This is a genomic window from Kocuria marina (genome assembly GCF_000786655.1).
GTDB lineage: Bacteria > Actinomycetota > Actinomycetes > Actinomycetales > Micrococcaceae > Kocuria > Kocuria marina_A.
Genome location: NZ_JROM01000022.1, coordinates 140,309 through 165,901 on the forward strand (window position 1 = coordinate 140,309; position 25,593 = coordinate 165,901).

26 protein-coding genes are annotated in these 25,593 nt (G+C 70.1%); 9 read left to right on the top strand and 17 right to left on the bottom strand.

Features of this window, described 5'->3' with window-relative positions; translation table 11 throughout:
* Positions 1 to 152 precede the first annotated feature (152 nt).
* Positions 153 to 1,727 carry a DEAD/DEAH box helicase gene (locus tag AS25_RS08020; RefSeq protein WP_035964109.1) on the top strand — a complete coding sequence of 525 codons (1,575 nt, stop codon included), beginning with the start codon at positions 153 to 155 and terminating at the stop codon, positions 1,725 to 1,727.
* Positions 1,728 to 1,921: 194 nt separating this feature from the next.
* Here the strand turns inward: AS25_RS08020 and AS25_RS08025 are convergent, their stop codons facing one another.
* Complete coding sequence (locus AS25_RS08025; RefSeq protein ID WP_035964110.1) at positions 1,922 to 2,572, bottom strand: HAD family hydrolase; 651 nt, start codon at positions 2,570 to 2,572, stop codon at positions 1,922 to 1,924.
* A 94-nt stretch (positions 2,573 to 2,666) separates the two neighbouring features.
* Positions 2,667 to 3,338 (bottom strand): HAD family hydrolase, encoded by a 672-nt coding sequence (locus tag AS25_RS08030; protein WP_035964111.1) that lies wholly within the window; start codon positions 3,336 to 3,338, stop codon positions 2,667 to 2,669.
* A 52-nt stretch (positions 3,339 to 3,390) separates the two neighbouring features.
* Between AS25_RS08030 and AS25_RS08035 the strand changes: the two genes are divergently transcribed.
* The 3 genes from AS25_RS08035 to AS25_RS08045 are packed head-to-tail and all read left to right on the top strand — an operon-like array spanning position 3,391 to position 5,158.
* Positions 3,391 to 4,017 carry a hypothetical protein gene (locus AS25_RS08035; protein ID WP_035964112.1) on the top strand — a complete coding sequence of 209 codons (627 nt, stop codon included), beginning with the start codon at positions 3,391 to 3,393 and terminating at the stop codon, positions 4,015 to 4,017.
* Positions 4,014 to 4,565, top strand: coding sequence for a GNAT family N-acetyltransferase (locus AS25_RS08040; RefSeq protein ID WP_156960929.1), 552 nt, complete (start codon positions 4,014 to 4,016; stop codon positions 4,563 to 4,565). The genes AS25_RS08035 and AS25_RS08040 overlap by 4 nt, the downstream gene beginning before the upstream one ends.
* Positions 4,559 to 5,158, top strand: a complete 600-nt coding sequence (locus tag AS25_RS08045) for a DNA-3-methyladenine glycosylase I (RefSeq protein ID WP_035964197.1) — start codon at positions 4,559 to 4,561, stop codon at positions 5,156 to 5,158. Before AS25_RS08040 ends, AS25_RS08045 begins: the two co-directional genes overlap by 7 nt.
* A gap of 18 nt (positions 5,159 to 5,176) precedes the next feature.
* On the opposite strand, the gene AS25_RS08050 is transcribed toward AS25_RS08045, so the two are convergent.
* The 4 genes from AS25_RS08050 to AS25_RS13820 all read right to left on the bottom strand — a co-directional run bounded on the left by AS25_RS08050 (position 5,177) and on the right by AS25_RS13820 (position 7,492).
* Entirely contained in the window at positions 5,177 to 5,410 is a 234-nt protein-coding gene (locus tag AS25_RS08050) for a hypothetical protein (RefSeq protein ID WP_035964113.1), read from the bottom strand.
* 161 nt (positions 5,411 to 5,571) lie between these two features.
* Entirely contained in the window at positions 5,572 to 6,195 is a 624-nt protein-coding gene (locus tag AS25_RS08055) for a DUF3618 domain-containing protein (RefSeq protein WP_035964115.1), read from the bottom strand.
* Complete coding sequence (locus AS25_RS08060; RefSeq protein WP_035964116.1) at positions 6,192 to 6,662, bottom strand: phage holin family protein; 471 nt, start codon at positions 6,660 to 6,662, stop codon at positions 6,192 to 6,194. Before AS25_RS08060 ends, AS25_RS08055 begins: the two co-directional genes overlap by 4 nt.
* The gene (locus AS25_RS13820; protein WP_052160822.1) at positions 6,659 to 7,492 is read right to left on the bottom strand and encodes an ATP synthase subunit B family protein; all 834 of its coding nucleotides are present in this window, start codon (positions 7,490 to 7,492) and stop codon (positions 6,659 to 6,661) included. The genes AS25_RS08060 and AS25_RS13820 overlap by 4 nt, the downstream gene beginning before the upstream one ends.
* 235 nt (positions 7,493 to 7,727) lie before the next feature.
* Between AS25_RS13820 and clpB the strand changes: the two genes are divergently transcribed.
* Positions 7,728 to 10,418 (top strand): ATP-dependent chaperone ClpB, encoded by a 2,691-nt coding sequence (gene clpB, locus AS25_RS08070; RefSeq protein ID WP_035964117.1) that lies wholly within the window; start codon positions 7,728 to 7,730, stop codon positions 10,416 to 10,418.
* Between the two features lie 51 nt (positions 10,419 to 10,469).
* On the opposite strand, the gene AS25_RS08075 is transcribed toward clpB, so the two are convergent.
* A complete protein-coding gene (locus AS25_RS08075) occupies positions 10,470 to 12,356 on the bottom strand; it encodes a BCCT family transporter (protein ID WP_084118091.1) in 1,887 nt (628 codons plus the stop codon).
* Positions 12,357 to 12,623: 267 nt separating this feature from the next.
* On the opposite strand from AS25_RS08075, the gene AS25_RS08080 reads away from it, so the two are divergent.
* Positions 12,624 to 12,824 carry a DUF3073 domain-containing protein gene (locus AS25_RS08080; protein WP_035964118.1) on the top strand — a complete coding sequence of 67 codons (201 nt, stop codon included), beginning with the start codon at positions 12,624 to 12,626 and terminating at the stop codon, positions 12,822 to 12,824.
* A gap of 120 nt (positions 12,825 to 12,944) precedes the next feature.
* Here the strand turns inward: AS25_RS08080 and purM are convergent, their stop codons facing one another.
* The 5 genes from purM to AS25_RS08105 all read right to left on the bottom strand — a co-directional run bounded on the left by purM (position 12,945) and on the right by AS25_RS08105 (position 17,604).
* Positions 12,945 to 14,105, bottom strand: coding sequence for a phosphoribosylformylglycinamidine cyclo-ligase (gene purM / locus AS25_RS08085; protein WP_035964120.1), 1,161 nt, complete (start codon positions 14,103 to 14,105; stop codon positions 12,945 to 12,947).
* Positions 14,102 to 15,643 carry an amidophosphoribosyltransferase gene (gene purF, locus AS25_RS08090; RefSeq protein WP_035964122.1) on the bottom strand — a complete coding sequence of 514 codons (1,542 nt, stop codon included), beginning with the start codon at positions 15,641 to 15,643 and terminating at the stop codon, positions 14,102 to 14,104. Before purF ends, purM begins: the two co-directional genes overlap by 4 nt.
* Positions 15,644 to 15,655: 12 nt before the next feature.
* Positions 15,656 to 15,997: a magnesium transporter gene (locus AS25_RS08095; RefSeq protein WP_035964202.1), complete on the bottom strand. Its 342-nt coding sequence runs from the start codon at positions 15,995 to 15,997 to the stop codon at positions 15,656 to 15,658.
* 213 nt (positions 15,998 to 16,210) lie between these two features.
* Positions 16,211 to 16,576 (bottom strand): sterol carrier family protein, encoded by a 366-nt coding sequence (locus tag AS25_RS08100; RefSeq protein ID WP_035964124.1) that lies wholly within the window; start codon positions 16,574 to 16,576, stop codon positions 16,211 to 16,213.
* A 26-nt stretch (positions 16,577 to 16,602) separates the two neighbouring features.
* Positions 16,603 to 17,604, bottom strand: coding sequence for an asparaginase (locus AS25_RS08105; RefSeq protein ID WP_035964127.1), 1,002 nt, complete (start codon positions 17,602 to 17,604; stop codon positions 16,603 to 16,605).
* Between the two features lie 71 nt (positions 17,605 to 17,675).
* Here AS25_RS08105 and purD point away from each other — a divergent pair, with 71 nt between their 5' ends.
* Both purD and AS25_RS08115 read left to right on the top strand, forming a co-directional pair.
* On the top strand, positions 17,676 to 19,043 hold the full coding sequence (gene purD, locus AS25_RS08110) for a phosphoribosylamine--glycine ligase (protein ID WP_035964128.1): 1,368 nt from the start codon (positions 17,676 to 17,678) through the stop codon (positions 19,041 to 19,043).
* The gene (locus AS25_RS08115) at positions 19,040 to 20,011 is read left to right on the top strand and encodes a phosphoribosylaminoimidazolesuccinocarboxamide synthase (RefSeq protein ID WP_035964130.1); all 972 of its coding nucleotides are present in this window, start codon (positions 19,040 to 19,042) and stop codon (positions 20,009 to 20,011) included. The genes purD and AS25_RS08115 overlap by 4 nt, the downstream gene beginning before the upstream one ends.
* 154 nt (positions 20,012 to 20,165) lie before the next feature.
* Here the strand turns inward: AS25_RS08115 and AS25_RS08120 are convergent, their stop codons facing one another.
* From AS25_RS08120 to AS25_RS08130, 3 genes are read right to left on the bottom strand one after another with little or no spacing between them, the layout of a single operon-like run.
* Positions 20,166 to 20,510, bottom strand: a complete 345-nt coding sequence (locus tag AS25_RS08120; RefSeq protein ID WP_035964132.1) for an MGMT family protein — start codon at positions 20,508 to 20,510, stop codon at positions 20,166 to 20,168.
* Positions 20,507 to 21,637, bottom strand: a complete 1,131-nt coding sequence (locus tag AS25_RS08125) for a sensor histidine kinase (protein WP_035964135.1) — start codon at positions 21,635 to 21,637, stop codon at positions 20,507 to 20,509. Before AS25_RS08125 ends, AS25_RS08120 begins: the two co-directional genes overlap by 4 nt.
* Before the next feature lie 50 nt (positions 21,638 to 21,687).
* Positions 21,688 to 21,882, bottom strand: a complete 195-nt coding sequence (locus AS25_RS08130; protein ID WP_035964137.1) for a hypothetical protein — start codon at positions 21,880 to 21,882, stop codon at positions 21,688 to 21,690.
* 46 nt (positions 21,883 to 21,928) lie between these two features.
* On the opposite strand from AS25_RS08130, the gene AS25_RS08135 reads away from it, so the two are divergent.
* Positions 21,929 to 22,651, top strand: coding sequence for a response regulator transcription factor (locus AS25_RS08135; RefSeq protein ID WP_253270517.1), 723 nt, complete (start codon positions 21,929 to 21,931; stop codon positions 22,649 to 22,651).
* A gap of 339 nt (positions 22,652 to 22,990) precedes the next feature.
* On the opposite strand, the gene AS25_RS08140 is transcribed toward AS25_RS08135, so the two are convergent.
* Complete coding sequence (locus AS25_RS08140; RefSeq protein ID WP_035964141.1) at positions 22,991 to 23,713, bottom strand: FadR/GntR family transcriptional regulator; 723 nt, start codon at positions 23,711 to 23,713, stop codon at positions 22,991 to 22,993.
* 175 nt (positions 23,714 to 23,888) lie between these two features.
* Positions 23,889 to 25,559, bottom strand: a complete 1,671-nt coding sequence (locus AS25_RS08145; RefSeq protein ID WP_035964142.1) for an L-lactate permease — start codon at positions 25,557 to 25,559, stop codon at positions 23,889 to 23,891.
* Positions 25,560 to 25,593 lie beyond the last annotated feature (34 nt).

Here is a 25,593-nt window from a genome sequence, read left to right on the forward strand (position 1 = left end):
GTCACGGGTGTTCCGGCACGCGTGTAGAATGGCCAGGTTCCCCCGTACACATTGCGGGGTAGAGGCGCGCCGGTCCGAGGCGCGCAGTTCGCGCCCCAACATGGCGCGTGCGCGCGGAATCGTTTCGCGCGGACCAACCTGAAAGACGTTCTTTGTCTCATTCTTTCGAAGACCTCGGTGTATCCGAGGCGCTTTCCGCTGACCTCGCCCGCGTGGGCATCACGGAAGCTTTCCCCATCCAAGAGAAAACCCTCCCCGATTCGCTGTCCGGGCGTGACGTGCTCGGCCGCGGCCGCACCGGCTCGGGCAAGACGGTCGCGTTCGCGCTGCCGCTCGTGTCCCGGCTCGCGGGACTCGCCCCCGGCTCGTCCCGCGTGGCCCGCCGGGCCAACCGCCCCACCGGCCTGGTGCTGGCTCCCACGCGTGAGCTCGCGACCCAGATCGACCGCACCGTGGCCCCCCTGGCCAAGGCCGCGGGGCTGAACACCACCGTGATCTTCGGCGGTGTCTCGCAGAAGCACCAGGAGAAGGCGCTCGCGGGCGGCGTGGACATCGTCGTGGCCTGCCCGGGCCGGCTCGAGGACCTCATCAAGCAGCGTCTGCTCACGCTCGACGACGTCCGCGTGACCGTCCTGGACGAGGCCGACCACATGGCCGACATGGGCTTCCTGCCCGTGGTCACCCGGATCCTGTCCCGCACCCCCAAGGGCTCCCAGCGGTTGCTGTTCTCCGCGACCCTGGACAACGGCGTGGACATCCTGGTCAAGAAGTTCCTCAAGGACCCGGTGCTGCACTCGGCGGACAACGCCCAGGCCGCGGTGACCACCATGGACCACCACGTCCTGGTCACCGACAGCGATCACAAGCAAGCGCTCATCGAGACCCTCGCCTCGGGCACCGGCCGGCGGATGATGTTCACCCGCACCAAGTACCGCGCCAAGAAGATGGCCAAGAAGCTCAGCCAGGCCGGGATCCCCGCGGTGGACCTGCAGGGCAACCTGTCCCAGGGCGCGCGGGACCGCAACCTCGCCGCGTTCTCCGCGGGTGACGTGCGGGTCCTCGTGGCCACGGACGTGGCCGCGCGCGGTGTCCACGTGGACGACGTCGAGCTCGTCGTGCACATCGACCCGCCCGCCGAGCACAAGTCCTACCTGCACCGCTCCGGCCGCACGGCGCGGGCCGGCGCCTCCGGGTCCGTGATCACGATCGCGACCACCGAGGAGCGCTCGGACGTCAACAAGCTCATGAAGAAGGCCGGTGTCACGCCCCGCGTGGACCAGGTCGCACCCGGTTCCGAGGTCGTGAAGGACCTCGTGGGCGAGCGCGCAGAGCGCATTGCGCCGAGTGCCACCCCGACCGGTTCGCCCTCCGCTTCTCGTTCCGGCGGGGGTGCCTCCGGGTCCCGCCGGGGTGGCCGTGGCGGTTCGGGCCGGGGCCGCGGTCGCGGTTCCGCTCAGGCCGCGGGTCGCGGCAACGGCGCTCGTTCCGGTGACGCCGGTGCCGGGCGCGGTACCTCGAACGGACGTTCGCTGGCTCGCTCCGGTGGACGACGCCGCGGTGGCGCCGCCGACGGCGCGGCCTCCGGTAGCGCACGCACCGGCGCGTCCCGCTCCACGCGCGGCGGTTCCGCCCAGCGCAGCCACGGGGCGGACCGGGTTCCGGACCGCGCCACGGCGGCGGCGCAGCGGCGTCGTGAGAACAACCGCGCGGGTCAGCCCACCCGCTGATCGCTCGGGGAGGGTCGCCGCGAGCGACCCGCCCGCGAGGCAGCCACCTCGACCCCGGGGTGGGACAGCGCTCGCGGGACTGCGGTTCCCGGCAAAAAACTCCCGGTTCGATGACTCATCGGACCGGGAGTTCGTCATTGCCCGTCGTCAGCGCTGGTCCGGGCCGGGACGGTTCCGGCATCCTGCCCGCGGGCCTACTCCGGCGGGGTCAGCGAGCGCAGGAAGTCCAGCGTGACGTCCTCGTGCGCGTTGACGAACACCCGGTGGGGCCCGCGCGGAACGGGCTTGTCACCCGGGACGACCACCACGGTCATCCCCGCGGCAACCGCACTGCGCACCCCGGGTTCCGAGTCCTCGATGGCCACGCAGTCCCGCGGGGCGACCCCGAGCAGCTCGGCACCCGTGAGGTACGGTTCGGGATCCGGTTTCGGGCGGGTCACGTCGTCCTGGGAGACGATCCGGGTGAGCACGTCCGGGGCGCCCGCGGCGGTGGTCCCCGCGACCGAGCTCAGCGCGTTCGTGACGATCGCCGCCGGGATGCCGGCCTCGCTCAGCTCGTGCAACAGCGAGCGGATGCCGGGCAGGAAGGGCACGCGGTCGTCCATGCTGTCGATCACGTGCTCGGCGAGTTGCCGCGTGATGTCCTCGACGGAATCGGTGGCCCCGCGTTCCACGAACTTGCGGGCCGCGTCCGGCACGGTCCCCCCGAGGGTCGCGTGATCGTCCTCCACGGTCCAGGTCTGGTCGTACCGCTGCGCGACCTTGCGCTTGGCGGCCGCCCATTGGGGTTCGGTGTCCACGAGGGTGCCGTCGTGGTCGAAGAGCACAGCCAGGGGGTAGGTCATGGCCACCTTTCGGAAGCATTGGGGGTGGGGTATGGGACCCCAGTTTACCGGCGAACCCCGGGACCGGAGGCGGCGTCGTCGGGATGCCGCCGCGCTACGCGGGGGCCAGGCCGCGCAGGAAGTCCAGGGTGAGCGCCGCGTGATCGGCCACGTGCACGATGCCGGGGTCGGGCGGGACCTGCTGCACCCCCGGGACCACGACCGTGGTGATCCCCGCGGCCACACCGGACGCGGCCCCGGAGGGCGAGTCCTCCACCACCACGCACGCGTGGGGCGCCACACCGAGCCGCTGCGCAGCCTGGAGGTAGGCGTCCGGATCCGGTTTGGGCTTGACCCCCTGGGCGACATCCTGGTCCCCGATGATCACCCGGAACAGGTTGTCCGGCGCCAGGGAGGCGGTGTAGCGGGCCACCTCGGAGGTCGCGTTCGTGACGATCGCCGCGGGGATCCCCGCGCGGTCCAGCTCCTCGAGGAGGGGCACGACCCCGGGGATGAACGTGGGCGGGTTCTGTTCCAGGACTTCTTGCAGCACCCCGTAGAACTCGCGGTAGACCTCCTCCAGCGACCCCGGGACGCCCAGGGCGCTCAACCGCTCCACGGTGACCGCGAGCGGCCTGCCCAGGGTGTCCTGGGTGTCCTGCTCGCGCCACTCGCCCCCGTGCGCGGCCACGATCCGCTGCTTGCCCAGTTCCCACAGCGGTTCGGTGTCCACCAGGGTGCCGTCGTGGTCGAAGAGGACGGCCTGCGGGAAGTCGTGGGTGCTCATGACTCCACGGTACGTGCCCGCCCCGACACGGACCGCGCCCTACGATGGACGTATGAGTGCTTCCGATCCCGCGTCCGCCCATCACAGACCGGGATCCGCGCCGTCCCGCGCCTTCCCGGTGATCATGATCGCGGTGGCCGCGGCATTGGCCTTGTGGGTCGGCTTCGGTCGCGGTATCGCGGGTCTGCTCGGTTCCCTCACCCCGGTCTACGCCGCGGCGATCGGGCTGCCCATCCTGCTGCTGCACGTCATCGCGGCGGCCCTGTTCCGCCGGGACGCACTCAACTACCCGTCCCACGCCATGAGCCGGCGGGGCATGCTCACCGCGGTGGCCGCGTGGGTGATCACGCTGCTCTTCGGGTTCTTCCTCCCGGATTCCACCGCCCACGGCATGCAGTCCCTGTTCACCCACGTGGTCGGCGCCGAGTACGTGGAGCTGAGCTACGGGTTCGTGAACATCTTCGGGGTGCTGTCCGTGGCGCTCGCGGTCGCCCTCGTGCTGCTCGCGCTCACGGACCTGCGGGTCACCGCGCGCCGGTTGCGCGACGAACCGCTCACCGAGGACGAGCGCCTGGACCGCCTCGCGGCGTACCCCGGCGATCACGGCACGCCCACGGACGCGACCGGTGCCGGGCCCGCGAGGGCGAGCGCGGCGTCGTCGTCCCGGGAACGGCCGTGACGCTCCCGTTGCGCACGCCCCGACTCGAGCTACGCGCCTACACCGCGGACGACGCCGCGTTCGTGCGCGACCTGTATGCGCGCCCCGAGGTGCAGCGCTACCTCGGGGACGGCACGCGGCGCGTCACCACGATCGCGCAGGCCGAGGAGAAGATCCGGGGCTGGGACGACGGCTACGCGTGCGAGCCGGTGCTCGGCGTGTGGGCGATCGTCGACCCGGTCGGCTCGCTCGCGGGGACCCTGCTGCTCAAGCCCATCCCCGATTCCGGCGCAGACACGGCGTCCGACGTGGAGATCGGGTGGCACCTGCACCCGCGTGCGTGGGGGCGCGGGTACGCCACGGAGGCGGCCCGCACCGTGCTGGCCCACGCCTTCGGGCGCGGGTTGGACCGCGTGGTCGCCGTGACGCACCCGGCCAACCGGGCGTCCCAGGCGGTGTGCGCTCGGCTGGGCATGACGCACCGCGGGCTCAGCCGCGCGTATTACGACGTCGAGTGCGAACTCTTCGAGCTCCGCGCGCCCGCCGCGCCCGAACGGGAGGCATCGTGAGCAACCCCGACCTCGTGATCGGCGAGGACGGCCTCGCCCGGCCCGTGTGGGCGGCCTCGGACCACCTGCTGCGGGAGTACTACGACCACGAATGGGGCGTGCCGGTGCGGGACGAGACCGGCGTGTTCGAGCGCGTGACGCTCGAGGCGTTCCAGTCCGGGCTGTCATGGCGCACGGTGCTCGCGAAACGACCGGCGTTCCGGGAGGTGTTCCACGGCTTCGACCCGGAGGCCGTGGCGGCCATGGGTGAGCGGGACGTGGAGCGGCTCCTGGGGGACGCGCGGATCATCCGCAACCGCCGCAAGATCGAGGCGGCTGTCACCAACGCGCGGGCCACCGTGGACCTGCGCGCGGACGGCGGGCTCGCGGAGCTCGTGTGGTCGTTCATGCCGAGCAGCACCCCGCGCCCCGAGCGCTTCGCGGACGTGCCGACCACCTCGGACGAGAGCAGGGCCCTGTCACGGGAACTGAAGCGGCGCGGGTTCGTGTTCGTGGGTCCCACGACCATGTACGCGCTCATGGAGGCGATCGGGATGGTGGACACCCACCTGGTGGGCAGTCACCGCCGCGGGACCTCCGGGGTCTGGACGTGAGACCGGGTGCCGCGGGCGCTAGCGATCACGACGGCGCAGATAGCTGCGGCCGTCGGAACCCCTGACCATCTCGTAGTCGTCCTGGAGGTTGCGGTACCAGTCCTGGGCCTCGGGGGTCATCTCGGTGTTGCCCCGCAGGTTCATGGAGCTGCGGTTGGCTGGGCCCACGAAGCGCATCACCAGCTTGTTGAAACGCTGCAGCCGGCTCGGCTTGCGCGGGGTGGTCTCATCGGACGGTGAATCGGTGTCCACGGCGGGTTCCTTCGGGGACTGCGGGTGGGAGAGCTGCGGGTGCGAGAGCTCTGGGAGCGCTTGAGCGCTCCACCTCCATCATGCCCGAGAAACCGGCGAGAACGGCCCGAGGGCCCCTGACCGTTCCCGGTCAGGGGCCCTCGGGTGAGTTCACGAGCGGATCAGGCCCGCTGCGTGTCGTCCTTGACGTTCTTGGCGTGCTCCTGCGCGGAGCCCTTGAGCTGGCCGGCTTCCTGCTGACCCTGCTCCTTGACCTCCTGGGCGCCGGACTGCGCGGTCTGCTTGACCGACTCCGCAGCCTCCTTGGCCGGTTCCTTCAGATTGTCCGCGATCTCCTGCGCGGCTTCCTTGGTGGAATCCATGGCGCTCTGCAGGTGCGGCTGGACACGGTCGGCGGCCTCGGCCACGAGCTCCTGCTCCTTCTGGCTCGAGGGCAGCAGGGAGCCGATCAACCAACCGGCACCGAGGGCGATCAGGCCCGCGGCCATGGGGTTGCCACGGGTCTTGGCCCGGGCGGCTGCCGGGGCGTTGCTGATGGCCTCGCCGGCCTGGTCCATGCGGTGGGAGGCCTCGTCACGAAGGTCGCGGCCGGTGTCCCGGGCGTCCTCGGCGGAGCCCATGATGGACTCACGGACGTCCTGGATCTTGTGGCGGGCCTTGCTCTTCTGACGGTCGACCACCTTTTCCGGGGTCACCTTCTCCGCCACGGCGTCCACGTCCGCATTCAGGCGTGCACGAGTGGCTTCGATGTCGGCGCGGATCTGATCGGGGTTCTGCTGGCTCATCGGGTCTCCTTGGAAGGCTTCACGGTATCCGGGATTTCGCTGACGGTTTCGCGGGTTCGGGGCAGCGGGTCCTTGGTGGCCTGGGCCATCTTGCGCTTGCCGCGGCCCAGGTTCTTCTTGCCCACCGCGGCGAGGATCGCGGCGATGATCGCCCAGATGACCGCCACGATCACGGCGGACCAGCCAAGACCCACCAGGTTGCCCAGGGCCCACATGAGGGCCAGGGACAGGAACAGGAGCACGAAGTGGCCGGCCACACCGGCGCCACCCAACAGTCCCGCGCCCTTACCGGTGACCTTGGCGGAGTCCGTGGCCTTCTGGATCGCCACGTTCGCCTCGGCCTTGGCCAGCGCGATCTCCTGCTGGATCAGGGTGGTCAGGTTGGTGCTCAGGGACTTGAACATCTCACCGAGCGACTCGTGCTCCGCCCGCTGTTCGGGTTCCGACGGGGGAATGGGGTGACTCATCGACGCTCACCGCCCTGTCCGGGGTAGGTGGTGCCGGGGACCTGGGCGTTGCCCTGTCCGGGCTGGGTGGTGCCGGGGACCTGGGTGTCGCCCTGTCCGGGGTACGTGGTGCCGGGAACCTGCGCGTCGCGCTGATCCGGGTAGACCGTGCCGGGAACCCGGTCGGTGTAGGTGCGGGTGCCCTCGCCACGGGTGTCGTTGCGGTACGCGTACGTGTCACCCGTGCTGGGGGTGCCGTACGCGGGTGCCTGGGTGCGGGCGACGGTGTCGTGGTGGTCGTTGCCGATCTCGTCGCTGTCCTTGGCGCTGCGCGTGGCGCGCCCGGCGAGCAGACCGATGCCGGCCGCGATGGCCAGGAAGGTCCCGGGACGGCGGGCGGCGAAGCGGCGTACGTCACCGAGTAGCTGCTGCGGGTCCTTGTTCTCCAGCGAGGACGCGAGGGAGTTCACGGTGCCCGAGGCGTTGCCGAGCAGGCCACTGACGTACTCGGTCTCCGGCTTCTTGCCCTGGGAGATGGCGTCCACCTCGTCACTCACGGAGCGGACGGTCGATGCGAGGCGCTCCTGCTGCGGGCCCACGTAGCCCTGCAGGTCCTCCTTGAGGCGGCCCCACAGGTCGTGCGCCTGGCCCATGGCCTCGTCCTTGGCGGCGACGGCCTGCTCCTTGGCGGTCTCTTTCACGCGGCGGCCGGATCCAGCCGCCTCGTTCTTGAGCTGCTGCGCCTCGACCTTGCCGGATTCCGCGGCGACGTCCTTCTTGGACGGGACCTCGGTGGAACCCTGGGAGTGGGTTTGTTGACCAGCTCGACGCTGATCGTTGTTGTTGCTCATAGTGGCACCTTTCCTACAACATGTGGTCGACTCAATAAGGTTACAGATTATCGGGGGACTGGTAAGAGCATTCGATGATTCATTTCCACCCGATTAGACCGAAGATGCGGAACGGAAAATGGAGTGACAAATTATTCCGCGTTGAGCGGAATATCGGGCTTCCGTCACGTGGTTGAGCGTAGTAGACTCAAGTTAGCTGAAGTCAACGTCATCATTACCGTCGGAAGGAGCCGCCGTGGACACCAAGTTCACGACCAAGTCCCAAGAAGCCCTGAGCGCTGCAGCGTCAAACGCCGCGACCGCGGGCAACCCCAACATCGAGCCCGCCCACGTCCTCAAGGCGCTCATGGACCAGCGCGACGGCGTGGCCGTCGCCGTCCTACAGGCCACCGGTGCCAACGCGGACGCCGTGTCCATCAAGGCGAGCAACATCATCCACGAGATGCCCAGCGCATCCGGGACCTCTACGGCCCAGCCCCAGCTGAGCCGCACCGCGCTGCAGGCACTGCAGGCTGCGGAGAACTACGCGCGTGAACTCAAGGACGAGTACGTCTCCACCGAGCACCTGCTCTACGGTCTGGCCGCGGGACGCGACAAGACCGCCGAGGCGCTGCAGGCTGCGGGCGTGACCACGGAGGCGCTCGCACAGGCCATCCCGCAGGTGCGCGGTGACCGCCGGGTCACCAGCCCGGACCCGGAGGGGACCTTCCAATCCCTCGAGAAGTTCGGCACGGACCTCACGGCGATCGCCCGCGAGGGGAAGCTCGATCCCGTGATCGGGCGTGACTCGGAGATCCGCCGCGTGGTCCAGGTGCTCTCGCGCCGGACCAAGAACAACCCCGTGCTGATCGGTGAGCCCGGTGTGGGTAAGACCGCCGTGGTCGAGGGCCTCGCCCAGCGCATGGTGGCCGGGGACGTACCCGAGTCGCTGCGCGGCAAGACCCTGATCTCCTTGGACCTGGGGTCCATGGTGGCCGGCGCCAAGTACCGCGGGGAGTTCGAGGAACGCCTCAAGGCCGTCCTGGACGAGATCAAGAAGTCCGAGGGTCAGATCGTCACGTTCATCGACGAGATCCACACGGTCGTGGGCGCGGGTGCGTCCGAGGGGTCCATGGACGCGGGCAACATGCTCAAGCCCATGCTGGCCCGCGGTGAGCTGCGCCTGATCGGTGCCACCACGCTGGACGAGTACCGCGAGAACATCGAGAAGGACGCCGCCCTGGAGCGTCGGTTCCAGCAGGTCTACGTGGGGGAGCCCTCGGTCGAGGACACCGTGGCGATCCTGCGCGGGTTGAAGGAGCGTTACGAGGCGCACCACAAGGTGCAGATCGCGGACTCGGCCCTCGTTGCCGCCGCTCAACTGTCCCAGCGTTACATCCCCAGCCGTCAGCTCCCGGACAAGGCCATCGACCTGATTGACGAGGCCGCGTCCCGGTTGCGCATGGAGATCGATTCCGCCCCGGAGGAGATCGACGAGCTGCGCCGTTCCGTGGACCGCTTGACCATGGAGGAACTGGCCCTGGACGGGGAGACAGACCCCGCGTCCGTCGAACGTCTGGCCGCTCTGCGCCAGGACAAGGCGGACAAGGAGGCCGAGCTGGATGCCCTCAACGCGCGGTGGGAGGCCGAGAAGGCCGGACTCAACCGCGTGGGTGACCTCAAGGCGCAGATCGACGACCTGCGCTCGCAGGCCGAACGCGCCCAGCGCAACGGTGACCTGGGGGAGGCCTCCCGCTTGCTGTACGGCGAGATCCCGGCTCTGCAGAAGGACCTGGACGCCGCACAGGCGCAGGAGGAGGCCGGGGCCCGGCATGACACCATGGTCTCGGAGGAGGTTACCGCGGACGACATCGCCGAGGTGATCTCCGCGTGGACCGGTATCCCCGCGGGCAAGATGCTGCAGGGCGAGTCCGACAAGCTGCTGCACATGGAGCAGCTGCTGGGCAAGCGCCTGATCGGGCAGAAGCCGGCCGTGAGTGCGGTCGCGGACGCCGTACGGCGTTCCCGCGCGGGGATCTCGGACCCGGACCGCCCCATCGGCTCGTTCCTGTTCCTGGGTCCCACGGGCGTGGGTAAGACCGAGCTGGCCAAGTCCCTCGCGGACTTCCAGTTCGACGACGAGCGCGCCCTGATCCGCATCGACATGTCCGAGTACTCGGAGAAGCACTCTGTCTCACGCCTGGTCGGTGCCCCTCCGGGGTACGTGGGCTACGACGAGGGCGGGCAGCTGACCGAGGCCGTGCGGCGTCGTCCGTACTCGGTGGTGCTGCTCGACGAGGTCGAGAAGGCCCATCCCGAGGTCTTCGACATCCTGCTGCAGGTCCTGGACGACGGTCGCCTGACCGACGGGCAGGGCCGCACGGTGGACTTCCGCAACGTGATCCTGATCCTGACCTCGAACATGGGCAGCCAGTTCCTGGTGGATCCCACCATGGACGAGGAGGCCAAGAAGAACGCCGTGATGGGCGTGGTCAACGCCTCGTTCAAGCCGGAGTTCCTCAACCGGTTGGACGACATCATCATGTTCGACCCGCTGAGCACCGAGGATCTGGCCAAGATCGTGGACATCCAGGTGGCCCAGCTCGCGCACCGTCTCGAGCAGCGGCGCCTGTCCCTGGAGGTCACGCCCGGGGCTAGCGAGTGGCTGGGTATCACGGGCTACGACCCCGCCTACGGTGCCCGCCCGCTGCGTCGGCTCGTGCAGCGCGAGATCGGTGACCGCTTGGCGCGCGGTCTGCTCTCCGGCGCCATCACGGACGGGGACACCGTGCTCGTGGACGTCAACCCGGACGTCGCCCAGGACGGCCTGACTGTCACCGCTTCGCACGGCGACGACCCGCAGGACGACGACGCCGCGCACGCCCACGACGCCGCGGCGCGGGACAGCGGCGACGACGTCGTCGACGCGGAGATCATCGACGAGTGACACCCCGGCCACCGCGGATGCGTCCGCGGTGACCGCGACCGCCCGAGGAGCCTAGTGCTGCTCGGGCGGTCGTCCGTTCCGGGGCGACCGCTCATCCACGGTGGGCCTCTCGCCCGCGGCCGGCCGCTCGTCCACGTAGGTGTCCTGACGGTAGTCGTACTCCACGGGCTGACCGTTCTCGTCGGTGCGCTGGTACCACGAGCTCATGCGCTCGCCCGTGGAGTCCACGTCGTGACCGGCGGCGGCCGGGCCCTCCTGGTGGCGGACCTCGAGCGCGAAGTCGTCCCCGTGCTCGTCCATCCCCTGGCGCACGGCGTTGTCCAGCGCGGTGCGCGCGTAGTGGTGGCGCAGACTCATGGGATCGGTGGAGAGGTCCCGCAGGAACGCCGGGATGAGGGCCAGCAGGATCACCGCGAAGGGCAGCGCCGCCACGGTCACGAGGTCCTGCAGACCCTGCAGGGCGTTCGCCCCGCCCACGGCGAGCATCACGGAGGACACCCCGGCCAGGGCCACACCCCAGAAGATGATGATCTTCCGGTCCGGTTCGGGCTTGCCCTGCTGGGACATGGACGCCATCACGAGCGTCGCGGAATCCGCGGACGTGATGAAGAAGACGGCGAGCAGCACGATGATCGCGATGGGCGTGATCTGCGCGAACGGCAGGGCGTCCAGGACTCGGAAGAGCATGTCCTCGGGGGACGCGGCACCCGCGATGTCCACGCCGTCGCGCTGCAACCAGATGGCGGTGCCGCCGAAGACCGAGAACGCGAGCACGCAGATCACGGTGGGCGCCAGCAGCACCACGCTCACGTACTGGCGCAGGGTGCGCCCGCGGGAGATGCGGGCCACGAACACCCCCACGAACGGCGCCCACGAGACCCACCACGCCCAGTAGAACAGGGTCCACGAGCGCATGAACTCCTCGGCCTCCGTGCCCCAGGACGCGGAGAGGGACAGCATCTGGAACATCTCACCGAAGTACGTGCCCACGACCGAGGGTATGAAGTTCAGCAGGAACACGGTGGGGCCCGCCACGAACAGGAAGAACGCGACCACGGCAGCGAGCACCATGTTGAAGTTCGAGAGCCTGCGGATCCCCTTGGCCACGCCGGAGACCGCGGAGATCAGGAACACGCACGTGAGTACGGCGATGATCGCGATCAGCACCGCGTTGCCTACCTCACCGAGACCGGTGATGATCTGCAGACCGCGGCCGATCTGCAGCGTGCCCAGCCCCAGGGACGCGGAGGTCGCGAAGAGGATGCCCACGATCGCGAACATGTCGATGAGCCGCCCGCCCACGCTCAGGTGCGCGCGCTGGCCGAAGATCGCGGACATCAGCAGGGGCCGCCCGCGGCGGTAGCCCGCGTAGCCCACGGCCGCCCCCACGAGCGCGTAGATGGCCCACGCCTGCAGTCCCCAGTGGAAGATGGTCTGCGCGAGTGCGGAGTGCATCGCGTGGTAGCTCTCCGCCGCGGCGCGTCCCGGGGGAGGCGTCATGTAGTACGTGACGGGTTCGTAGACGCCGAAGAAGATGAGCCCCACGCCCATCCCCGCCGCGAAGAGCATGGCGATCCACGACCCCATGGAGTACGCCGGTTCCTCGCCGTCCTTGCCCAGGGGGATCCGGCCGTAGCGGGAGAAGCCCACGAAGAGCAGGAACAACAGCATCACGGCGGCCAACAGGGTGAAGACCCATCCGCCGTAGGTCACCACCGCGTCCAGTGCGCCCTTGGACACCGCGGTGAGCGATTCGGTGGAGACCGCACCCCACACCACGAACCCCACAATCAGTGCTCCGGCCACCCCGAACGTGATCTTGTCCGTGCGGTAGCGCACCCGCTGTTCCTCCACCGAGACCCCGGGGACCAGGCCCGGGTGGGTGTCATGGGGATACGGACTCTCGGAGGGCGGGACCTTCCGCGGGGATGAACTCATGGCGAACCTGCTCTGGTGCGGGGAATGTGCGGACTGCGCCGCCGGGGCGGTTTCACTGTACCGGCCGGATTCGGGCCGGGAGACTCCTGGAACGACGCCGTGAGGGCCCCGGATCGGCCCGGGGTGGACGCACGCGGTGCGGGTGCGCGAGAAGCGTGCAAAACATGTACCCTGGACACACGAAAAACTGACAAGACACTCCGGGGCCGTACTGTGTGCTCAACACGGTACCGCCGATCGGACACGAGACGCAGAGGGGGTCACGCCATGGGGCGCGGCCGTCAAAAGGCGAAGGCGACACGACAGGCGCGGGAGATGAAGTACTTCAGCCCGCAGACCGACTATTCGGCGTTGCAGCGGGAGTTGCGCAGCAGCAAACCGTCCTCCCGAGCCGTGGATCACGAGGAACGTCCCGAGGACGAGGACGACTACTCGACCTACGCGGAGAAGTACTCGGACTACGACTGATCCGCTCGCCGCGCCACCGCGGCGGCGTCGTCATCGTGACCAGCAGAGCAAGGAACCGCCCACACGAGCGTGTGGGCGGTTCCTTGCGTGACCGCCGCGTCGCGGGCGCCCGGTGTGCGCTCAGCGCGCGTAGTCACCCGTCATGAGCACGCCGCCGCCGGCCACGCCCTTGGCGCCCTGCACCCAGTCGCTGCCGTGGTGGGAGGCGTCCGGGTCCACGGGACCCACGCGGCCCATGATCCAGGACGGCAGCCCACGTTCGGTGAGGTGGGCCACGGCGGCGTCGGCCACGGCGGGATCCACGATCGCGACCATGCCCACGCCCAGGTTGAGCGTGCGCTCAAGGTCCGCCAGGGGCACCTGACCGAGCTGCGCCACGAGCTGGAACACGGGCGGCAGGGACCACGTGGAGCGGTCCACCGTGGCCTGCAGGTCCGTGGGCAGCACACGGGCCAGGTTGGCCGCGAGGCCGCCGCCGGTCACGTGGGAGAAACCGCGCACGCCGTGGCCCGTGGTGCCGTCCGGGCCGTTCACGGGGAAGGCCCGTGCGAGGTCCAGGACGTCCGCGGCGTAGACGCGCGTGGGTTCGAGCAGTTCCTCGCCCAGGGTCCGGCCCAGTTCGCCGACCTGGCGGTCCAGCTGCCACCCGGCCACGTTGATGACCCGGCGCACCAGGGAGTACCCGTTGGAGTGCAGTCCGGAGGACGCCATGCCGATCACGACGTCCCCGTCGCGCACGCGCTGCGGGCCGAGCAGTTCGTCCGCCTCGATCACGCCGGTGGCCGCACCGGCGACGTCGTACTCGTCCACGCCCAGCAGCCCGGGGTGCTCGGCGGTTTCTCCGCCCACGAGGGCGGTGCCCGCGGCCTCGCACGCCGCGGCGATGCCCCGCACGATGTCCGCGATGCGTTCCGGGACCACCTTGCCGGTCGCGATGTAGTCGGTCATGAACAGCGGCTTGGCGCCCACGACCACGATGTCGTCCACGACCATGCCCACGAGGTCCCACCCGATGGTGTCGTGGACGTCCAGGGACTGGGCGATCGCGACCTTGGTGCCCACGCCGTCCGTGGACGTGGCCAGGTAGGGCTTGCGGTAGCCCGTGAGCTCGGAGACGTCGAAGAGCCCGGCGAAGCCGCCCACGCCGCCCACCACGCCGGACGTGTGGGTCGCCTTCACGGCGGACTTCATGAGTTCGACGGCGCGGTCCCCGGCCTCGACGTCCACCCCCGCGCTCGCGTAGGTGACGGCTTCCGTGCCGTGGGCTCGGGACTGGCTCATGCGGTGGTCTCCTCGTGGGCGGTGTCGGTGCGCGGTGCTGGGTCCACGAGGTCCTCGGAGGGTTCCGCGTGGGCCCCGGGGGATTCCAGCACGGACTTGCCGAGCCGGTCCGCCTTGGGCAGGGCCGTGGGGTACTCACCCGAGAAGCACGCGGTGCACAGGGTGGGACGGGGGCGGGCGGTGGCCTCGATCATCCCCTCCTCGGAGATGTACCCCAGGGAATCGGCGCCCAGGGAGGCGCGGACGTCCTCCACGGCGAGCCCGTTGGCGATCAGCTCCGCGGGGGACGCGAAGTCGATGCCGTAGAAGCACGGCCACTTGATGGGCGGGGAGGAGATCCGCACGTGGATCTCCGCCGCCCCCGCTTCACGCAGCATGCGCACGAGGGCCCGCTGGGTGTTGCCGCGCACGATCGAGTCGTCCACGACCACCAGGCGCTTGCCCGCCACGATCGAACGCAGGGGGTTGAGCTTGAGCCGGATCCCGAGCTGACGGATGGTGTCCGAGGGCTCGATGAACGTGCGGCCCACATAGGAGTTCTTCACGAGTCCGTGTCCGAACGGGATGCCCGAGGCCTCCGCGTATCCGATCGCGGCGGGGGTCCCGGACTCGGGGGTGGGCATCACGAGGTCCGCGTTCACGGCGTGCTCGCGCGCGAGTTGTCGGCCCATCTCCACGCGGGACTCGTACACGGAGCGCCCGGCGATCGTGGTGTCGGGGCGGGCCAGGTACACGTACTCGAACACGCACCCCGCGGGCTTCGCCTCCGCGAAGCGGCGGGAACGCAGGCCGTTCTCGTCGATTGCGATGAACTCACCGGGTTCCACCTCGCGCACGAGGGAGGCGCCCACGATGTCCAGCGCAGCGGTCTCGGAGGCCACGACCCAGCCGCGTTCCAGTCGGCCCAGCACGAGGGGACGCACGCCCAGGGGATCGCGCGCGGCGTAGAGTGTGGCCTCGTCCATGAACGTGAGACAGAAGGACCCCACGAGCCGGGGCAGCAGCATCATGGCCGCCTCTTCGAGCGAGTTCAGGGGGTGCTCCGCGAGCAGCGCGGTGATCAACGCGGTGTCCGTGGTGTTGCCCCGGGCGATCTCACCCCGGGACGGGAACCCGGACTTGTCGAGCAGCAGGTCGTAGAGCTCGGCGGAGTTGGTCAGGTTGCCGTTGTGCGCGAGCGCGAGCGTGCCGTGCGGGGTGGCACCCAGGGTGGGCTGGGCATTGGCCCAGTGGGACGCACCCGTGGTGGAGTAGCGCGCATGTCCCACGGCCAGGTACCCCTTGAGGGTGTTGAGCGTGGTCTCGTCGAAGACCTGGGACACGAGCCCCATGTCCTTGTAGACCGAGATCCGTTCCCCGTCGGACGTCGCGATGCCCGCGGACTCCTGCCCGCGGTGCTGCAGCGCGTACAGGCCGTAGTACGTCAGTTTGGCGACGTCCTCCCCCGGGGCCCACACGCCGAACACGCCGCACGCGTCCTGGGGGCCTTTTTCTCCGGGCAGAAGGTCGTGAGAGAGTTTTCCGTCAGCTCGAACCACGCAGACAGTGTCTCACGTGCCGGGGCGCTCGTCCGTCCCGTGAAGATCCCGGACCTCCGCGCTCACGTGCCGGGAGCGTTTGAGGGAGATCCGGTCCAGCACGAGTGCCACTACGGCGCCCACGGTCGCGCCCACGATCAGGAACGTCATGAGGAAGAACCCGATGATGGCCCCGCGGGTGTAGGCGAGCGATCCGGGACCCAGTGCTCCCACGAGCAGCCCCGCGATGGCCCCGACGGCCGCACCCGTGATCAGGAACGCGATCATGTTCGGGGCGCGGCGCACCGTCATCCGCTCGGTGGCGGAACCGGGCTGCGGGGCGGGCGCGGGAGTCTCTGGATCGGCGGAACTCATGGTCTCCAGGTTATCGCGCGTCCGGGCGTGCGCGGGCCACAGCGGGCCCGGAGAGGACTTGCGATCCACTGGGAGTTCCCGATGCACCGCGTGTACGGCATCGGGACGAATGCGGGACGACGCCGCGGGCGCACGCCCCGGGGGCGTCCCCGCGCCGCGCCGCGGGTCGGCGCACCGTCGCCGGTGGTGCGTCGGTGGTGCGTCGGTGATGCGTCAGCCGAACAGCGGGAGCCACGCGCTGAGGTCGGTGCGCGTTCCCGACGCCGCCACGCTGCCCTCGCGCACGCTGTCCGCCCACCGTGCGCGGCCGGTCGCGAGCGCGAGCCACGTGGCGGCGTCGGTCTCCACCACGTTGGGCGGGGTGCCGCGCGTGTGCCGAGGTCCGGGCACGCACTGGGTCACCCCGAAGGGCGGGACGCGCACCTCCACGGAATTGCCCTCCGCGCGACTCGCGAGCTCCTCGAGGCAATAGCGCACCGCGGTGGCCGTGGTGCGACGGTCCGCAGCATCGGGGGCGTCACGCCAGCGCGCGAGCGCGAGGCTGCCGTCCGCCGGGTCCACCTTGCGTCGGATCGTCATGTCCCACCTCTCGGATCGTCGGACCGTCAGCCCAGCAGGTCCCGCAGCGGTTCGGCGAGCTCGATGGCCCCCACGGGCCGCCCGGCCCCGGTGATCGGGTGCGTGACGCGTTCGAGGACGCGATCGGCGTCGGCCCGGGAAATGGCACCCGCGTGCGCGAGCAGCGTGAGGCCCACGAGGGAGTTGGCGCGCGAGGAGCCGTCGAGCATCTTGATGGCCACGGACCACCCGGAACGGGTGCCCAGCCCCAGCACGCCCTCCGCGCCGAGCTTGGTGATCACGTCCAGTTCCTCCATGACCACGGTGTTCGAGCGCCCCGGGCCCTGGACGTACTCGGGGTAGTCGAGCATGGACGTGGCCACGGTCGCGGCGCGGGCGTCCGCCTGGATGTTGCGCGCGGCGCGTCCCAGCGTGGAGTACATGCGCGCCAACCCCGTGAGGGTGATCGCCGTGAGCGGTGCGCCGCAGCCGTCCACCCCCAGATGCTGCGCGCGCTCGCCGGAGAACTCCTCGATGGTCTCGATCACGAGTTGCTGCAGCGGGTGCTCGGGGTCCAGATAGGAATCGATGGGCCAGCCGTTGGTCACGCACGCGAGCAGGAACGCCGCGTGTTTGCCCGAACAGTTCATGCACATGCGGTTGCGGCCGCGCTCGGTGCGGATCAACCACGCGCGGGTGTCCTCGTCCTGGGGCCAGTCCGGCGGGCACTGCAGGGCCTCGGGGCCCAGCTCGGCCGCCTTGAGGATCGAGCTGACCGCGTCCAGGTGGTCGAACGTGGCGGTGTGCGACGCCGCCGCGATCGCCACCTGCTCGCCGCGCAGCGGGGCCCCGGCCTTCATCGCGGCGATCGCCTGGAACGGCTTGAGGGTGGAGCGCGGGAAGATCGCCTCGTCCGGGGCGCCCACGGAGAACGCCACGGAACCGTCCGGGGCCAGCACCACGGCGGATCCGCTGTGCCGGGACTCCACGAAGCCGCTGCGTTGCACCACGGCGAGTTCCACGGCCTGGTCCGAGCTGAAGGTCTGCATACCCCCCAGTATGGCAGCGCGGCCCGCGCAATCGTTGCCCGGGCGGGGGGAGCGGCCGATACGCTGAGCGCGTGAAGGTTTTGGTGGTGGGCCCAGGTGGCCGCGAACACGCGATGATCACGTCCTTGCTGCGGGACCCCAACGTCAGCGAGGTGCACAGCGCACCCGGTAACGCGGGGATCGCGCAGGACGTCCCGGTGCACCCGCTCAACGCGCAGGACCCGGACGCCGTGGTCGCGCTGGCACGGGAGCTGAACGCGGACCTCGTGGTCGTGGGACCGGAGGCCCCGCTCGTCGCAGGTGTCGCGGACGCCCTCACCCGGGCGGGGATCCCCGTGTTCGGTCCGTCCGCGCAGGCCGCGCGGATCGAGGGCTCCAAGGCGTTCGCCAAGGAGATCATGGCGGCGGCCGGTGTGCCCACCGCACGTTCGGTGGCCACGGCCGACCTCGCGGACGTGCGCGCGGCGTTCGAGCGATTCGGTGCCCCGTACGTGGTCAAGGACGACGGGTTGGCCGCGGGCAAGGGCGTGGTGGTCACGTCCGACCGGGACCGTGCGGAGGCCCACGCGCGCGAATGCCTGGACGCCGGCGGCGCCGTGGTCGTCGAGGAGTTCCTGGACGGCCCGGAAGTGTCCCTGTTCGTGCTCAGCGACGGCGAGAACGTGGTCCCGCTGCAACCCGCCCAGGACTTCAAGCGTGTCCGCGACGGTGACCAGGGCCCCAACACGGGCGGCATGGGCGCCTACACGCCGCTCGAGTGGCTGCCGGAGGGGTTCACGGACGAGGTCGTGCGCCGCGTGGCCCGCCCCGTGATCGACGAACTGCGCCGCCGCGGCACCCCGTTCGTGGGGGTGCTCTACTGCGGTCTGGCGGTCACGGAGCGCGGCGTCCAGGTCATCGAGTTCAATGCGCGCTTCGGCGACCCCGAGACCCAGTCCGTGTTGGCCATGCTCGAGACGCCGCTGGGTGAACTGCTGCTCGACGCCGCGCAGGGCCGGTTGGCGGAGCGCGAGGAGCTGCAGTGGGCGCCCGGCGCATCCGTGACCATCGTGCTCGCGGCACACAACTACCCGGGCGCCCCGCGCAAGGGTGACGTGATCACCGGGCTGGCCGAGGCCGCCGAGGATCCGGACACGTGGGTCATCCACGCAGGCACGGACCGTGACGCCGCCGGGGAGCTCGTCTCGGCGGGCGGGCGGGTGCTCGCCGTCGTGGCCCGCGGGGCGGACCTGCGGGAAGCGCGCGAGCGTGGTTATCGTGGGATGGAGCGCATCACCCTCCCCGGATCGCACTACCGCACCGACATCGCACTGGCCGCGTCCGAGGGACGGATCACGGTCCCCGGGGGCGCACCGCACCCGGGCACCACGGACGTCCCGGGCGGGACGCAGGGTCGCGCCGGGGCGCCCACAGCGACCACAGCAGAGGAGCAGGCATGAGCGAGCACGGCACACCGCGCGAGATCCCGGGCTGGAAGCACGTCTACTCCGGGAAGGTCCGGGAACTCTACGTCCCGGACGAATCACGTCTGAGCGCCACGGGTGTGGCGATCCACGACGACGCCGAGTACCGCGCGGGCGCCGTGCTCGTGGTCGCGAGCGACCGGATCTCCGCGTTCGACCAGGTGCTGCCCACCACCATCCCGGACAAGGGTGTCATCCTCACCCAGCTGTCCCTGTGGTGGTTCCAGCAGCTGGACGGGATCGCCAACCACATCCTCACCACGGACGTGCACGAGTCCGTGCGCGGACGCGCGGTCGTGTGCAAGAACCTGTCCATGTTCCCCGTGGAGAACATCGTGCGCGGTTACCTCACCGGTTCCGGGCTCAAGGACTACCGTGCCACGGGGTCGGTGTGCGGGATCGAGCTGCCCGAGGGCCTCGAGGACGGCGACCGGCTCGAGCAGCCCATCTTCACCCCCACGGGCAAGGCCGAGCTGGGGGAGCACGACGAGCCCATCACGTACCAGGAGATGGCGAACGTGGTGGGCAATTCCGTGGCGGACCGGCTGCGGGAGCTCTCGCTGAAGATTTACTCGAGCGCCGAACGGATCGCCCGGGAGCGCGGGATCATCGTGGCGGACACCAAGGTGGAGTTCGGCCTGGATTCCTACCGCGGGGCCATCACCCTGGGCGACGAGGTGCTCACCCCGGACTCCTCACGGTTCTGGGACCTGGAGACGTACAAGCCGGGGCGCCCGCAACCGTCCTTCGACAAGCAGTACGTACGGGACTGGTTGCGCTCGGACGCCTCCGGGTGGGACGGTCAGGGCCCCGTGCCCGAGCTGCCCGAGGAGGTCGTGGCCAAGACGCGCGAGCGCTACGTGGAGGCGTACGAGCGGCTCACGGGCCGCGTGTTCGACGCGCGCGGCCCGTTCTTCGAGGTCGCCGGCCCGCCGGAGTACTGATCCCTGCTCCCGCCGGGTACTCCTCCGGCGGCAGTGCTGGTCCCGCCGGGCCCCGACCCGGTCGGAGTACCGATCCCGCCGAGCGCCGGCCCGGTCGGGTTGCGGGTCACGGAGGATCCCGGTCTTTCGCGACTGACGTGTCGGCGCGCCGATGCTACGGTACCCGGCCGTCCCAGCGCGCGGCGCGCATGTCCACGCGGACCCAGTGGGCGTCGGTCTCCCGCAACGGGGTGCCCTCGCGTTCGTAGTGTTCCCGCGCGGTGATCTGCAGGTGGTCGGGCAGCGTGCCGTCCGCCCGCACCACGCGCCACCACGGGACGTCCGCCCCGGCCATGCCCAGCGCCATGATCCGGGCCGCGAGCCGCGGGGTGCTCAACCACGCGAGTTCCGCGACGTCCCCGTAGCTGAGTACCGCGCCCGGTGGGATCGCGACGACGACGCCGCGCACGGCCTCGACCGCGTCCGTCCCGGTCCGCGGGCCGTCCGGGGTGTCGCTCACGCGACCGGGATCCGCACGTCCAGGTGCCACACGGCATTGCGCGGACCGTACTCCACCTGACCGTTGAGCAGGGCGACCCGTTCCTGGATGCCGCGCAGCCCGAACGCGGAGGTCAGTTCCCTGCGCCCGGAGTCGGTGCCGGCACCCCGGCGGATCTGGTTCTCGGCGTGGACGTGCACGGCGCCGTCCCGGACGAACACCCGCAGGGCGCACCGGGAACCCGTGGGCGCGTACTTGATTATGTTGGTCGAGGCCTCCTGCAGCACCCGGGCCGCGGTGCCGCGGATGGACGTGGGGATCTCGTCCAGGCCGTCACCCAGTTCGAGCTCCGGCTTCAACGCGGCGCGTTCGAGGCTCGCCGCGAGCGCCCGGGCCACGCCGTACAGGGATCCCGTGGTGAGCCCGGAACTGCTGTCGCGCTCGTCCGGGGCGCCGGGGGAGTCCCGCAGGATGTGCAGCAGCGTGCGCAGCTCGTGCAGCCCGGAACGGGCGGCGGAGTCCATGGTGTCGATCGTGCGATGCAGTTCCCCGGGGTCCTGTTGCCGGTGGGACCCCGCGGCCTGCATGGTCACGAGCGTCAGTTCGTGGGCGACCACGTCGTGCAGGTCGCGGGCCAGGGCGAGCCGTTCCTGTTCGCGTAGGCGCTGGTGGGTGGCCTCCATGACCGCGAGCCGGCGGGTGTTGAGTCGGTACTGGGTCAGGAAGAACCGCACGGCCGCGCCGATCAGCGCGGACACGCCCAGGGGGATGCCCACGGTCCACACGAAGTCGGAGTTGCGCAGCACCCCCGCGGAGACCACCACCCACGTGGCGGTCACGGCCAGGTGGGCGAGCGCGACCCCGCGGGAGAGCGTGGTGAGCACCGCGACGAGCACGACGCACGCGCACAGCAGGGCCAGGGCGTAGTCATGCAACACCGTGGCCAACACGTACGAGAACGTGATGGCCACGGCGCTCGCGAGGGGGGACCACGCGAGCAGTGCCACGGAACCGTAGCTCAGGACCAGGAAGCTGCCCGAGAGCACGGCGGCCACCGGGGACATGAACGACCACGGCATGGCGCGCAGGTCGTCCAGCAGCGCCACCGCGGCGAAGAGCACCACGACGATGCGCAGCCAACTCGGCATGCCACCGGAACGAGGGGTGGGGTCGACCCCGGTAACGGAACCCCCCGGGATCACCGGTTGGGGCAGAGAACGGGCCAGTAGTGGCAGATCACGTTCGTGGGGCCGCGCGGGACCATGGGGGACGCCGCGTGCGCGGGCGCGGCGCTGAGGATGAGGGCGCCGCTCAGGAGGGCGGCGGTCGCGGTGCGCACCCAGCGTGCGCGGGTCGATGTGGTGGTGGTCACGGGGGACGAGTTCTCAGTCATGCGCTCAGTTTATGATCAGGCCATGGATTTGTGCAGGCTTCTCTTGGTGGACGATCATCCGCTCATGCGCGACGCCCTGGCGAACCTGTTCCGCGCGGAGCCGGGTTTCGAGGTCGCGGGGGAAGCCTCGGACGGTGCGGAGGCCGTGGCCACGTGCCTCGAACTGCGCCCTGACGTGGTGCTCATGGACATCCGCATGCCGGGCATGGACGGGATCGAGGCCACCGGCGAGATCGTGCAGCGGTGTCCGGAGACCAAGGTGCTCGCGCTGACCACGTTCTCGACCCTCGAGTACGTGGTCCCCGCTCTGCGCGCGGGGGCCTCCGGGTACCTCGTCAAGGACGCCCGGCACGACGAGATCGTCTCCGCCGTGAGCCTGATCCGCGAGGACGAACTCGCGCTGTCCCCGTCCGTGGCCAGCTCGCTGGCCAACAACGTGTTGGGGGACGTCCCGGTGCCCTCCGTGCGCCGCGGTCACCTGCGCGCGGCGGCGGCCGGCGCCGTCGAACCCGCACCCCGGGGACCCCACCCGGACGCGCCCAAGCTCTCGCCGCGCGAACTCGAAACGCTCGAGTGGATCGCCAAGGGGCTCAACAACAATGAGATCGCCGAGCGCATGTCCGTCTCGCACGGCAGTGTGAAGGCCTACGTGTCCCATCTGTGCGAGAAACTCGCGGTGCGGGATCGGGTCCAGGTGCTGATCTCGGGCATCCAGTGGGGCCTCGTGCATCCCGAGCTGGACGACGAGCGGTACCCCCGCCTGACCTGATTCCCAGGTTACCTTCAGGTTCACGCTCGAAGACTGGCCGAATGGCCATGGTGGCGCGGGTCCCCGGTACGGCACAGTTAGTGGTGGACATCGGAAGAGATGTCCACCGCTCCACGGGGGTCGAGCGAGTGTACGGCGTGCGGCCCCGAGTAGGAGCGGACCGCTGAACTCGCGGCGGGGGTCCTCGTACCCCCTTGTGACAGAGCTCCGCGAGGCCTGGATCACCTCGCGTGCAGTTCCGAGGTCCTCCGTCGCGTCAGCGGGCCAGGGCGGATGCAAGCCTGACCCCGGCGCCTCCCGGCCAGGAGGCGCCGGGGTTTTTCCCTGTTCGGCTCGGTGCTAGTCGGCCGTGCCGGTCGCATCCGGCACGAAGCCGTAGAACCACATGATGTGCTCGCGCAGCAGGCGCGCGGTCAGGGCGCCGTCGCGTTCGGTGGTCGCGCGCAGGATTGCGCGGTGCTGTTGCTGCAGGTGCGCGCGGATCTCCGGCCAGCCCGTGACCTTCGCGACCGTCTCCTGGACGTACCCGATCGTGGCCTCGCGCAGGGACGCCATGATCGTCTCGAGCACCACATTCCCGCTCAGGGATGCGAGGCGCACGTGGAACTGCGCGTCCAGCGCGTGGAACTCGGCGTCGCTCACCTCGGGGTCGTCCATGCGGTCGAGCAGTTCGCCGGCCTGCGCAAGGATCTCGTCCCGGTGCGGATCGGTCGACGACGCCGCCTCAAGACTCGCGTGGCTCTCCAGCAGCACGCGTGTGCCCACCACGTCCGCGACCGGCAAGGAACGGGTGGCAATGTGCATCCGCAGGGCCCAGCCGAGCGCCGCGGAGGGGTCCGAGATAACGGAGGCCCCGGACTGCGGGCCCGAGCCCGTGGCCGTCCGTACGAGCCCCATGGCCGCGAGGATCCGCACGGCCTCCCGTACCGACGCCCGGGAGATGCCGAAGTCCTCGGCGAGCGCGCGTTCGGCGGGGAGCTTGTCGCCCACGTGCAGCCCGCCCGTGCGCAACTGGTGTTCGAGCCAGTCCAGCACGAGGGTGTAGGCGGGGGTGGTGCTCATTGATTCCTCTCGGGGCGGGTCCGTGGTCCGTTGCGGCGAGGTGCCGCCGGACCGGGCTCCTCACTGTGCCCACAGGGTTGCGGGTGCCATGGCGTGCTGAGCCCCATGGTGCTCGGCGTCCCCGAGGTGCCCGCAGCTCCGCGGTGCCCCGGACGGTCTGATATCTCAGGAGTGCTCAGGCGGCGGGCAGCATCCATGCGAGCACGTTGGACTGCAGGAACACCAGGCAGCACAGCACCAGCAGCATGCCCAGGGACCACGGGATCACGGAGCGGAAGATCTGAGACTCCTTGCCCTGCATGCCCACCGCTGAGGAGGCGATGGCCAGTGACTGCGGCGAGATCATCTTGCCCACCACACCGCCGGACGTGTTCGCGGCGGTCATCAGGTACGGGTCCAGCCCAGACCCCAGGGCCGCGGTCTTCTGCAGGTTGGCGAACAGTGCGTTGGCGGACGTGTCCGAACCGGTGACCGCGGTGCCCACCCAGCCCAGCACGGGGGAAAAGAACGCGAACGCCGCGCCAAGACCGGCCACGAACGTGCCGATCGCCAGGGTCTGGCCGGAGAAGTTCATCACGTAGGCCAGTGCCAGCACGGACATGATGGTCAGGGCGGAGAAACGCATCTTCCAGAAGCTGCGTCCGATTTCGGCAAGGGCATCCGCGATCGAGAGTCGGAACATCCCGTGGTGGTTGAACAGGGCGTAGATCACGGCCACCAGCAGGCCGGTGATGAGCAGCAGCGTGCCGGGGCTGGAGAGCCACTGGAAAGAGTAGACCGTGCCCGAGATGGCTTCGCCCTTGGCATTGAGCAGGTGCCCGTTCAGGCCGGGCCACGGGATCTTGACGTCCGTGGACGCCAGCGCCTTGGGCACATTGACCCCGGCGGTCCAGAGCTTGGCGACGCCGAAGACGGCCACCACCAGTAGGTAGGGCAGCACTGCCATCCACACGCGCCCGGCCGTGAGCACCGCAGCATCCTCCGGGCGGGAGACGCCCAGGTCCGCGCGCACGGCCTCGGCGCCCTTGGGACGCCAGAAGCGCATGAGGATCACCACACCGGCGAGCCCGGCGAGGGACGCCACCACGTCGGTGAGCTCGTACGAGAAGTGCGTGGCGCACCACCACTGGGCGATCGCGAAGCTGCCGCCCACCACGAGGGCGGCGGGCCAGGCCTGCTTGAGACCGCGGACGCCGTCGACGATCAGCAGCAGGAAGAAGGGGACCACGAACGCGAAGAACGGGGCCTGGTGACCCACCACGGCACCGATGTGGGCCGGGTCGAGGTCCGTGAGCGTGCCCGCGGTGGTGATGGGGATCGCGATCGCGCCGAAGGCCACGGGGGCGGTGTTGGCGATCAGCACCAGCGTGGCCGTCTTGAGAGGCTTGAGCCCAAGGGCCAGGATCATCGTGGCGGTGATCGCCACGGGGGCGCCGAAGCCTGCGAGAGCCTCGAGCAGACCGCCGAAGCAGAACGCGATGAGCATGGCCTGGATGCGCAGGTCACCGCCCCCGATGGTGTCGAAGATGGTGCGCAGGTCCTCGAAACGCCCGGAGAGCACAGTCACCTGGTAGAACCACAGGGCCATGACCACGATCCACACGATCGGGAACAGTCCGTAGACGGCGCCCTGGGTGGCGGTCAGTGCGGCGAGGTGCGCTGGCATGCCGAAGCCCAGGGTGGCCACCAGCAGGGCCACGGCGAGGGACGTGAGACCCGCCACGTAGGCGCTGGCCTTGAAGGCCAGCAGCATCACAAAGAAGGTCAGCAGGGGCAGGCAGCCGACCAGGGCGGACAGCCCGACGCTGCCTCCCACGGCGTCGGTCGCGGCGGTAAAGGTATTCACGCGTTCTCCAAGGGGTGGGGCCGGATCGGAACCG